Annotated in this window: 12 protein-coding genes and 1 riboswitch; all 12 genes read left to right on the forward strand. The window is 44.3% G+C overall.

Annotated features, from left to right (window positions below; all coding sequences use genetic code 11):
• The first annotated feature begins 377 nt into the window (after positions 1-377).
• The 12 genes from hxsD (at position 378) to ACLTL4_RS09055 (ending at position 10092) form a co-directional block, all read left to right on the forward strand.
• Entirely contained in the window at positions 378-773 is a 396-nt protein-coding gene (gene hxsD, locus ACLTL4_RS09000; RefSeq protein WP_412320438.1) for a His-Xaa-Ser system protein HxsD, read from the forward strand.
• On the forward strand, positions 763-987 hold the full coding sequence (locus tag ACLTL4_RS09005) for an HxsD-like protein (RefSeq protein ID WP_412320439.1): 225 nt from the start codon (positions 763-765) through the stop codon (positions 985-987). Before hxsD ends, ACLTL4_RS09005 begins: the two co-directional genes overlap by 11 nt.
• Positions 980-2002 carry a hypothetical protein gene (locus ACLTL4_RS09010; RefSeq protein ID WP_412320440.1) on the forward strand — a complete coding sequence of 341 codons (1023 nt, stop codon included), beginning with the start codon at positions 980-982 and terminating at the stop codon, positions 2000-2002. The genes ACLTL4_RS09005 and ACLTL4_RS09010 overlap by 8 nt, the downstream gene beginning before the upstream one ends.
• A complete protein-coding gene (hxsC, locus tag ACLTL4_RS09015) occupies positions 1999-3027 on the forward strand; it encodes a His-Xaa-Ser system radical SAM maturase HxsC (RefSeq protein ID WP_412320441.1) in 1029 nt (342 codons plus the stop codon). The genes ACLTL4_RS09010 and hxsC overlap by 4 nt, the downstream gene beginning before the upstream one ends.
• Positions 3024-4412, forward strand: coding sequence for a His-Xaa-Ser system radical SAM maturase HxsB (hxsB, locus tag ACLTL4_RS09020; protein ID WP_412320442.1), 1389 nt, complete (start codon positions 3024-3026; stop codon positions 4410-4412). The genes hxsC and hxsB overlap by 4 nt, the downstream gene beginning before the upstream one ends.
• Positions 4413-4439: 27 nt before the next feature.
• Complete coding sequence (locus ACLTL4_RS09025) at positions 4440-4985, forward strand: hypothetical protein (protein ID WP_412320443.1); 546 nt, start codon at positions 4440-4442, stop codon at positions 4983-4985.
• Between the two features lie 2 nt (positions 4986-4987).
• Complete coding sequence (gene hxsA3, locus ACLTL4_RS09030) at positions 4988-5443, forward strand: His-Xaa-Ser repeat protein HxsA3 (RefSeq protein ID WP_412320444.1); 456 nt, start codon at positions 4988-4990, stop codon at positions 5441-5443.
• Between the two features lie 70 nt (positions 5444-5513).
• A complete protein-coding gene (gene pepT / locus ACLTL4_RS09035) occupies positions 5514-6743 on the forward strand; it encodes a peptidase T (protein WP_173898913.1) in 1230 nt (409 codons plus the stop codon).
• Positions 6744-6805: 62 nt separating this feature from the next.
• Positions 6806-6901: riboswitch (glycine riboswitch) on the forward strand.
• Between the two features lie 32 nt (positions 6902-6933).
• Entirely contained in the window at positions 6934-7056 is a 123-nt protein-coding gene (locus ACLTL4_RS09040; RefSeq protein WP_279590521.1) for a hypothetical protein, read from the forward strand.
• A gap of 20 nt (positions 7057-7076) precedes the next feature.
• Positions 7077-8492: an alanine/glycine:cation symporter family protein gene (locus ACLTL4_RS09045; RefSeq protein ID WP_412320445.1), complete on the forward strand. Its 1416-nt coding sequence runs from the start codon at positions 7077-7079 to the stop codon at positions 8490-8492.
• Between the two features lie 526 nt (positions 8493-9018).
• Complete coding sequence (locus tag ACLTL4_RS09050) at positions 9019-9549, forward strand: TIGR00730 family Rossman fold protein (RefSeq protein ID WP_147633054.1); 531 nt, start codon at positions 9019-9021, stop codon at positions 9547-9549.
• A gap of 9 nt (positions 9550-9558) precedes the next feature.
• The gene (locus ACLTL4_RS09055; RefSeq protein WP_173896108.1) at positions 9559-10092 is read left to right on the forward strand and encodes a methylated-DNA--[protein]-cysteine S-methyltransferase; all 534 of its coding nucleotides are present in this window, start codon (positions 9559-9561) and stop codon (positions 10090-10092) included.
• The last annotated feature ends 230 nt before the right edge of the window (positions 10093-10322 follow it).

Below are 10322 nucleotides of genomic sequence, written 5' to 3' on the forward strand. Positions count from 1 at the left end.
ATAAAAAGCAGGAAGTGTTAAAGAAGAGCAGCAGTCTCGCATATGAATTAAATGAGAGACCGCAACTTTAATTTTAAGTTGCGTTACCTGCCCGGGTGGATTATAATGATATCAGACAGGATTGTAGAAATACGGGACAATTCGTATGGCATATTTTGACTCTACTGGCGTAATAACAAAAAGTTGAACGGCAGTGCGAAGGAGGTATTATTCATTGGTATTTTAGTATCTCTCGATCCGATCGCCGTTGATCAGGCATGTCTGGATCGGGTATATGCTTTCGACGATCCTGGATGCGATCAGCTGGTAGAGCGTATCGAGACACGTAACGGAGTGCAATCTCTGACTTGAATAAAGGAAGCAAGAGGAATGAGAATATGTTGAAATATGAGGAAAAACAGGACGGAACCTGTATCTTTCGAATCAAAAAGGAATTATATCCTTTAAAGGCACTCTACCGTGCCGCCTATTTGTTTATAGATGATTATTACATCGGGATGGATTGTGACGGGGAGGATTATCTTGTGATCTTTTCGGGAAAAGAAAAGAGAGCAGACCGCGATGACATCGGAAGATTTCAAAATGAGCTGCTCGCCCAGAGTATTAAATGCATTGCAAATCAGGAGACGAAGCAGATCCGGGAACTGATCGTGACAAGAGCACTTTACAGTGCTTTTATCCCGGAAGAAGAGATGGACGAAACGGTAAATACAGAGACGGAAGAGGATTATGATTTAGATGAGATCGCGAAAGTGTGGTATGATGAAGAATAAATTACAGCTGCACATGGAGCTTTACAGTGAAAAGGCGGTGCGAAATACGATGGAGGCTTTTGGGAATATTGCAGGGATTGTCTGTCAGAAAAAGGCTTCTTACTATGAACTGACTTTTGAAAAATGCTGGGCGGATGAGCAGCGGACGATGAGAGAATTTGGCAATTTTGCACTGGCAGAGATGATCAAAGATAAGGGAGAGATTTATGATTGATATCATTATGATTTTTTATCTGCTCTTTATCTGCGTTGTGGCGTCAGTGACGGACTGGAAAAAAGGAAAGATCTACAACAGATGGCTGACGTTTGGCATGTGTCCGGGAATGATCCTGGTAGTTCTGTATTATATGCAGAATCCTAAAAGTATTTTTCTGTTTCTGACGAATCTGGCGGCGGCACTGGCGATCGCTATTTTATTTTTTGCATTGAAACTGTGGGGGGCGGGCGATTCGAAACTGTGGCTGTTTGTGAATTTCCTTTATCCGACCGGATGGTATGTGACGACCAGGACGATGCTTTTCCCATCGATGCTGCTGTTTCTTGTGATCTTTGTGGAGGCATATCTGTATCTGATTGCAGAATCTATCTGGTATCGCTTTTTCAGAAAAGAGAAAGGGGTAGAGTTTGAAAAAATTCCGGTAAGTGTAGAGCAAATCTGGAATCTGTGTTTTTCCATTGCATTTCTGTCGGTTGTTTATACGGTCTGTGCGTTTGTGCTGAAAGGCTATTATGAGAGCAATCGCATCTTTTTTGCCGTGGTTGGTATTTTACTGACCAACAGGCTTGTGACACTTCAGATTCCGAAAAAGAAACTCTGGACGGTGCTGATGATGGCAGGTTATCTGATCTTCAGTTTCTGGTTTTATGGCGGATTTGACCTGAAAATGCTGGGACTTACGGTACTTCTTGTCGTGGTCACGCATTTCAGCCTGAAATTTGCCGACAAATATAATTACGAGTGGATTCCGACAAGTGAAGTCAGAGAAGGGATGATCCTGTCATATTTTGCGGTGCGGCAGTTTGTAAATTCGCGTGTGAAGGGTCTGCCGAAGGCGACGGATGAAACAACGAAATCGAGGATTTCAGAAGAAGAGGCGGCAGCTGTACGGCGATGGGAAACATCGAAATACGGGCAGGAGAAGATTATGGTCGTGAGGTATATTCCGTTTGCGATTTTTATTCTGATTGGCATCATTACATATTTGATGGGGGTATGGCATTTAAAATGAAGGATTTGAGAAAAGACTGCCTGTGGCGTATCGAGTGTGAGGACGACGGGATCTATGCACGTAATGTCATGGGCGAGCGAAAAAAAGTAAAAGAGGAAGCAGAAGAGTTGCATCACGGAGATGTACTGGCAATCCGGCCAAATGGTTTCGTTCGGAAATTGCATGACGGTCATTCTTCCGGTGCACTTGTATATGTCACAAATCAGTGCAATTCCAACTGTATCATGTGTCCGGATTCCGTCAAAATGAGGACGCGTCCAAGCGAGATTACGTCGGCATTTTTAGCAGAATTTATCGCACTTCTGCCGTCAGATCTGGAACACGTGGACATCACGGGCGGAGAGCCGACACTGCTGAAAGAAAACCTGCCGCCGTTGATCATGCAGGTCTGTGAGCTGGAAGAAAATGCGGAAGTTCTGATGCTCTCCAACGGCAGAAGTTTTGCATCGGCGAAATACACAAAACAGTTTGCAGCACTTGCAAAAAAACGGTTTAAGATCGAGATACCGATCCACAGTGCAAAAAAGGAACAGCATGACCGAATCGCCGGATGTGCGGGAAGTTTTGAACAGACGAGAAGAGGGATCCACAACCTGCTTGAGAATGACATTGAAGTCGGAGTCCGTGTGGTTGTATCCAAATTAAATTATCAGGAGCTGGATGCGATCATGAAGTTTATCAGCCGGGAATTTCCGCAGATCACTTACGTCAATATCATGGGGATGGAAGTGCTCGGAAATGCCTGGAAAAATAAAGAAATCGTCTGGGAAGAATTTGATTCGCTGCAGCCATATCTTCAGAAAGCACTGGAAGTCTGTTTCCGGTGTGGTCTGCGTCCGAATCTTTATAATTTCCCGTTGTGTCTGTTTGATCGGAAATACTGGTATTGTTATAAGAGCAGCATTAGCGGATATAAGATCCGCTATTTTGAAGCATGTGATGCGTGTGGTGAAAAACACAGATGCGGCGGATTTTTCTTTTCCACCGTCCATCAGACAAACTATAAGGTCAGGGTGCAGCAATGAAAAAGAATTATTTTAACTACAAACAGGTAAACGACAAGTATCTTTTGACGAACGACATTGGAAGATATGTGTTTTTGACAAAGGATCAGTTTTATCGTTTCCTGATGGATAAACTGGAGTCGGAAGAGGAGATTACAGCGGCTTTAAAAGAAAATTATTTTCTTTATGATACCAGTGACTATGATTTTGTGGAAGAAGCGGGAAGTGCATTCCGGGATTATCGCCGGAATCTGTTCCAGGGAGCGGCACTGCATATTTTTGTCCTGACGAAACAGTGCAATCAGCAGTGTGTTTATTGTCAGGCTTCTACGGATCTGGATAAGAGCACGGTCATGTCAAAAGATACAGCAAGAAGAGCCGTTGATCTGGCACTGCAGGCACCGGCGAAATATCTCACGTTTGAATTTCAGGGCGGAGAGCCTCTGATGAATTTTGAGATCCTGAAATACATCGTAGAGTATACAAAGTCCAAAGAGACGGACAAAGAGGTTGATTTCTCGGTGGTGAGCAATTTAATGCTTCTCGATGAAGAAAAATTTGAGTTTCTGACGGAGCATCAGGTCAGCATCTGTACGTCGTTGGATGGCGATGAGGCACTGCACAATCAGAACCGGCCGTATTTTAAGCAGAATACGTTTGAAATCCTTGCAAAAAAGCTTGCGGTGATCCGAAAAAAAGGAGCCGCTGTTTCGGCAATTCAGACAACAACAAGATATTCGCTTGAACACTATAAAGAGCTGGTAGATCAGTACGTTTCTTTTGGATTTGGGCAGCTGATCGTCCGGCCTTTGACACCGCTTGGATATGCTGAGAAAAACTGGGATAAAATCGGATATTCGGTCGAAGAATTTCTGGATTTTTATAGACATATTCTGGAATATATACTAAAGTTAAATCAGGAGGGAACCTTTATCGCAGAAGGACATGCCAGGATCTTTCTGAACAAGATTTTCAATCACGATGCCGGAAATTATATGGAGCTTCGTTCTCCGTGCGGTGGGGCAATCGGTCAGCTGGCATATTATTATAACGGAAAAGTTTACAGCTGTGATGAGGCGAGAATGTTGGCAGAGATGGGGGATGATAGTTTTTGCCTTGGAAATGTTTATGAAGATCAGTACAACGATCTGATGGCGACACCGGCGTGCAAAGTGCTTGCAAAAGCGTCCTGCCTGGAGGGGCTTGGTGACTGCTGTGAGTGCGTTTACCATCCGTACTGCGGTACGTGTCCGGTAATCAACTATGCCAGATACAAAACGGTTTATCCAAATCTTGCGAAGGAATACCGGTGTAGCATTTACAAAGGCATACAGAATCTGATTTTTGAAAAACTTTGTGAAAACGATCCGAAGGTGGTGGAAATTTTCAGAAGTTGGTGTCAGTAAAAGACAAAAGGAAAGAAGGATGAGAAAATGAAAAAACGAAATGGTGTACGGCCTTACGCAGTATTTCTGTTATTTGCTCTGATGGTTACGTTTGGAATTACGCAGCCGTATCAGGCAATGGCAGCCATCGTGACAGACACGATCACTTATGACAGCGGAGATGTCTACGTGGGCGGATACGATGAAGAGACCGGCGAAAAATGGGGAAATGGCATTTATACCTGCAAAAACGGCGTGAAGATCACAGGAACGTGGGCAAGGGACTGTCTGAACGGAAAAGCGACCGTCCGGTATTCAAAAAAAGAGCGTTATGTCGGACGCTTCAAAAATGACCAGAGATGGGGAAATGGTAGATATTTCTTTAAAAACGGAGATAAGTTCAAAGGAAATTGGAAAAAAGATGTAATGAGCGGAAAAGGCACTTATACATGGAAAAATAAAAACTATGTGAAAGGTACCTGGAAGAGCGGAAAACTGAACGGCAAAGCGACACTGAAACTTGGGAAATACAAGTATTCCATTAAAGTGTCAAACGGCAAACTCACAAAAGTATACAGCAGAAAGAAGGCGTAAAGATGGCAGATGACAAATTTTTCCCGCAGATCCGAAAGGGTCTGGAAGATTTTATGAATGAAGAAGAAGGAAATATTTCAAGATCCAAAGTAGCAATGATCGGATCGATGATGGTTATCCTCGGTGTGATGCTGGCAGACGGAAATGCTTATGCGGCACATCGCAGTCACAGCAGTCATCGCAGCCATAGTAGCCACAGTTCCGGCTGGGGTAGCCATGAAAGCCACCAGAGCCATCAGAGTCACACTTCTCATTCATCCAGTACACACAGCTCACACGCATCCGGTCACAGCAGTCATGCGTCTGGAAGCCACAGCAGTCACAGCTCCGCTTCTCATTATTCAGGAAGCGGAAACGGAAGTACCGGAACAGGGAATAAACCTGCGGCAACAACCAATAATTATGATATAAAACTGCCGAAAATGCAGACACCGAAACCAACGCCATGGATGGATTAAAAATGACAGGTGGGCGTATCTGATCTGAAAAAGCGGCAGAATCAATCACAAAGATCAGGAGGCAGAAATCATGCGTGCATATGAAAGATTATTGGAATATGTCAAAGTAAAAACACCGAGCAGCGAAGAAAGTATGGAAACACCGAGCAGTTCCTGTCAGTTTGAACTGGCAGAGCGTCTGGTGGGAGAAATGAAGGAACTGGGCATCGAGGATGCAGCCGTTGACGGAAAATGCTATGTCTATGGAACAATTCCGGCAACGGAAGGTTATGAGAACAGTCCATCTCTTGGATTTATCGCACATATGGACACCGTTTCGGAATTTACGGAAAATCCGATCCATCCGGTTCTTCATGAAAATTATGACGGACAGAATCTTGTTTTTGATGAAGGCGGCAGAGTTTTAGATACTGTACTTTTTCCGCATCTGAAAAATCTGAAGGGACGTACGCTGATCACGTCAGACGGAACGACGATCCTCGGAGCAGATGACAAAGCAGGTATTGCAGAAATTATGACGATGGCAGAATACGTTCTGCGAAGTGATGTGCCGCATGGGAAGATCTGTCTTGCATTTACGCCGGACGAAGAGATTGGCAGAGGGGCAGATCATTTTGATGTAGAGGGATTTGCAGCAGATTTTGCCTATACCGTGGACGGCGGTGCGGAAGGCGAGATCGAATACGAAAATTTCAATGCCTGCGAAGCTGTTTTTAAGATTCAGGGGGTCAACGTGCATCCGGGCAGTGCCAAAGGCATCATGGTCAATGCAGGAGCTGTCGGATGTGAGATCCAGATGATGCTGCCGGTGGAAGAGACACCGGAACAGACCGAAGGGTACGAAGGATTTTATCATCTGATCAAAATCAGCGGAAGCTGCGAAAGGGCAGAACTTATCTACATTGTGCGTGACCACGATGCGGACAAGTTTGCACAGAAACAGCAGAAACTGAAAGAAATCGCAGATGCCATGAATCAGAAATACGGTGAGGGAACGGTTGATCTTCAGATCAAAGAACAATATCGAAACATGGCAGAGAAGATCCGCCCTTGTTATCATCTGATCGAGAATGCAAAAAAAGCCTGTGAGAACGTGGGTATTGTGCCGAAAATTCAGCCGATCCGCGGCGGTACGGATGGGGCAAGACTGAGTTTTATGGGACTGCCGTGCCCGAATCTCGGAACCGGCGGCTATGCATTCCATGGACCGTATGAACATATAACAGTTGAGGGAATGGATAAGAGCGTGGAAATCCTGATGGAACTTGTAAAAATATATGGAATTATTAAAAAAGAATAAATTTTTCTTGCAGAGGCTCTTCAGGTATGCTAAAATAAAAACACGTTGTGTCGAAGAAAGTCACAGCGTACTCTGGAGAGTCTCATAGAACGGGCGCCGAAGGTGTACGGCAGCAGATCTGCTGCTTATCTCTCAGGCAAAAGGACAGAGAAAAGTCTAAATATGTTCTACTCTTTGGAGGGCTGATTGTATGATCAGCTCTTTTGTTGTTTTCGGACAGCCCAAAGAATCGATCCGTGTCAGTATCAGACAACATGGAAAACAGTCACGGGGCAGATTTTGTGAGGGTGTTCTGGCAGCAGCCAATAAATAATCAAGATTGGAGAGAGAGTAATGTTCGAAGCAGTAAACAATTTTTTGCAGCACGTTGATGATCTGGTATGGGGTGTCCCACTGATCGTAGCAATTCTTTTGACTGGTATTTATCTTACCATTCGTCTGAAAGGTATCCAAATCACAAAACTTCCAAAAGCACTCAAGTACATGTTTGAAAATGAAGAGAGCGGTCACGGAGAAGTTACAAGTTTCGGAGCGTTATGTACTGCACTTTCCGCAACCATCGGTACCGGAAATATCGTTGGTGTGGCAACCGCGATCGTAGCCGGAGGACCGGGAGCGTTATTCTGGATGGAAATTGCAGCCCTGTTTGGTATGGCAACGAAATATTCCGAAGGTCTTCTCGCTATCAAATACCGTACAACGGACAAACATGGTCATATCCTTGGCGGCCCGTTTTACTATATCGAAAATGGTATGGGTAAAAAATGGACCTGGTTGGCAAAGATTTTTGCATTTTTCGGAATGGGTGTAGGTCTGTTTGGTATCGGAACCTTTACACAGGTAAATGGTATCACAAGTGCCGTAGGTAACTTCTTTGATCCGAACGCACAGAATGTGATCCATCTGCTGGGAAGAGATTATACGCTTGCCGTTGTGATCTCAGGACTGATCCTGACTGTCTGTGTCGGTCTGGTTGTTATCGGAGGATTGAAACGTATTGCAAAAGTATCTGAGATCATTGTGCCGTTCATGGCAGTTATATACATTACGATTTCTTTGCTGCTTCTGATCTTAAACGCTAATAAAATCCCGGCAGCGATCGTAGAGATTGTATCCAGTGCCTTTGGTCTGCGTGCAGCAGCCGGCGGAGCACTTGGAGCGATCATTGTGGCAATGCAGAAAGGTATCGCAAGAGGTATCTTCTCAAACGAGGCAGGACTTGGTAGTGCCCCGATCGCAGCAGCAGCCGCTCAGACAAAAGAGCCGGCACGTCAGGGACTGGTTACCATGACCGGTACCTTTATCGATACGATCGTTGTATGTACCATGACCGGACTTTCCATCGTGCTTACCGGTTCCTGGAACATCGGACTGGAAGGTGTGGCAGTTACCACCAACGCATTCCAGCAGGGACTTCCGTTTGCACCGCAGATCAGTGCATTTCTGCTGATGATGTGTCTGGTATTCTTTGCATTTACTACCATCCTCGGATGGGACTACTACAGTGAGAGATGTCTGGCATATCTTTCCGGCAGCAACAAAACAGCTCTGAAGATCTTCCGCTGGCTGTACATAGCAGCAGTCTTTATCGGACCGTACTTCACAGTATCTGCAGTATGGGTGATCGCCGATATCTTTAACGCACTGATGGCGATCCCGAACCTGATCGCACTGCTCTCCCTGAGCGGAGTGGTTGTGGCAGAGACGCAGAGCTATCTGAAACGAATGAATCTGACAAGAGTGAAATAACAAAAACAGTATCTTAAAAATGCAGCAAATAAACCGCTGTGGTCATCAGAAAGAAGTTTCTGGTGGCTGCGGCGGTTTTGCTTTGAACTGCCAATTAGAAAGAGAAGCAGCCAAAGAAATTTCATAATTTTTTATATTGAAAAACAGATGTTTTCACCATAAAATAAGAATAAAAAAGAACGATGAAGTTACAGTAAATTTTAGATGAAAAAACAGCTATACAATAAAGGGAATGTTTATACGACAACTTCCAGTATCACTGAAGCAGCTGGATGCTCCCTGTATTCTCTATAACCTGAACGGCTGCTGTAACAGTTTAAAAGAATTTGTTTTTGAATGTATATCAGAAAAACACACCGGCAATATCTTTTTATCAAAGAGAAGGGTTTGAGATTCAGTATAGTGGTTTAGATGAAGTTACTGGGGAAAAAGACTATGTAATGGCATGGGAGCGGACATCCTCGTCTGTCGAATCTAAATAAAGTCTGTAAGTAATATTCAGAGTGAAGCATTTTGGGAGGAAATTATGAACATTACAGTATATCTTGGAGCAAATGAAGGCAATGATCCGGCTTTACATAAGGCAGTTACAGAACTTGGAGCCTGGATCGGGCAAAGCGGAAACACACTGGTTTACGGTGGTTCAAAAAGCGGATTGATGGGGGCATTAGCGGACAGTGTTCTGAATGCAGGCGGCAGAGCGATCGGCGTTGAACCGCAGTTTTTTGTTGAAAAAGAGCTGCAGCACGACGGACTGACACAGCTGATCGTGACGAAAGATATGTCAGAACGCAAAAACAAAATGATCGAACTTGGCGATGCATTTATTGCATTTCCCGGTGGAACAGGTACTCTTGAGGAAATCACAGAAGTGATGTCAAAAGTATCGCTGAAGCAGCTGGATGCTCCCTGTATTCTCTATAACCTGAACGGCTACTATAACAGCTTAAAAGAATTATTAAATCATATGATTGAGAAGGGACTGTCCGATCAAGAACGACAGAAAGGTATTTTCTTTGCGGATGATCTTATGCAGATTCAGGAGTTGCTTTTTTGAGGTAGAAATATGGTATATACTTGTAAATATAAATCATCGATTGGCGACATTCTTTTAGCAACGGATGAAATCGGGCTTATCGGTTTATGGTTTGAAGGACAGAAATATTTTGCAAATACGCTTCCGGATGAGCATATTCCACAGGAAACGGAAATTCTTACAGAGACAATAAAATGGCTGGATATGTATTTTTCCGGTGAAGAACCGAACTTTACTCCGCCGCTTCATCCTTCCGGCTCGTCATTCAGACAGGCAGTGTGGCAGATTTTATTACAGATTCCCTATGGACAGACGATCACGTATGGAGAAATCGCACGTAAAATAGCTGAAACGAAAAACACTTCCCGCATGTCTGCTCAGGCAGTTGGCGGTGCCGTAGGACATAATGAAATTTCCATTATCATTCCATGTCATCGTGTGGTTGGCACAAATGGCAGCCTGACAGGATATGCCGGAGGAATCGACAAAAAAATTTCACTGCTTGAGCTGGAGCATACAGATATGAGCCGTTTCTTTGTCCCGAAGAAGGGAACAGCACTTTAGAATGAGCAAATGAACGAATTCCCCGAAGGGCACGTAAAAGTGTCTTCTTTGGAATTCGTTCATTTTGCACATTGCCAAAAGATCCTGGCCTGCCGGGGGTCACTTAAGCGGAACAATCCTTCATGCTACAAATATTTGCCGAAAGACTTTCGAACAAGAAAGGCAGAACAATCGAAATTGTGCGCCCAGATAAGGGCGAGTAGTCTAGCAGGTGGAATGCCTGTCTGGTA

This window comes from Hominisplanchenecus sp. (assembly GCF_046967715.1).
Lineage (GTDB): Bacteria > Bacillota > Clostridia > Lachnospirales > Lachnospiraceae > Hominisplanchenecus > Hominisplanchenecus faecis.

Bases quoted from the DNA above. Each gene is read 5' to 3' on its own strand.
- ACLTL4_RS09040 (WP_279590521.1), top strand. From the start codon at position 6,934: ATGATCAGCTCTTTTGTTGTTTTCGGACAGCCCAAAGAATCGATCCGT.
- hxsA3 (WP_412320444.1), top strand. From the start codon at position 4,988: ATGGCAGATGACAAATTTTTCCCGCAGATCCGAAAGGGTCTGGAAGAT.
- pepT (WP_173898913.1), top strand. From the start codon at position 5,514: ATGCGTGCATATGAAAGATTATTGGAATATGTCAAAGTAAAAACACCG.
- hxsD (WP_412320438.1), top strand. From the start codon at position 378: ATGTTGAAATATGAGGAAAAACAGGACGGAACCTGTATCTTTCGAATC.
- ACLTL4_RS09025 (WP_412320443.1), top strand. From the start codon at position 4,440: ATGAAAAAACGAAATGGTGTACGGCCTTACGCAGTATTTCTGTTATTT.
- ACLTL4_RS09010 (WP_412320440.1), top strand. From the start codon at position 980: ATGATTGATATCATTATGATTTTTTATCTGCTCTTTATCTGCGTTGTG.
- ACLTL4_RS09005 (WP_412320439.1), top strand. From the start codon at position 763: ATGAAGAATAAATTACAGCTGCACATGGAGCTTTACAGTGAAAAGGCG.
- hxsC (WP_412320441.1), top strand. From the start codon at position 1,999: ATGAAGGATTTGAGAAAAGACTGCCTGTGGCGTATCGAGTGTGAGGAC.
- hxsB (WP_412320442.1), top strand. From the start codon at position 3,024: ATGAAAAAGAATTATTTTAACTACAAACAGGTAAACGACAAGTATCTT.
- ACLTL4_RS09050 (WP_147633054.1), top strand. From the start codon at position 9,019: ATGAACATTACAGTATATCTTGGAGCAAATGAAGGCAATGATCCGGCT.
- ACLTL4_RS09045 (WP_412320445.1), top strand. From the start codon at position 7,077: ATGTTCGAAGCAGTAAACAATTTTTTGCAGCACGTTGATGATCTGGTA.
- ACLTL4_RS09055 (WP_173896108.1), top strand. From the start codon at position 9,559: ATGGTATATACTTGTAAATATAAATCATCGATTGGCGACATTCTTTTA.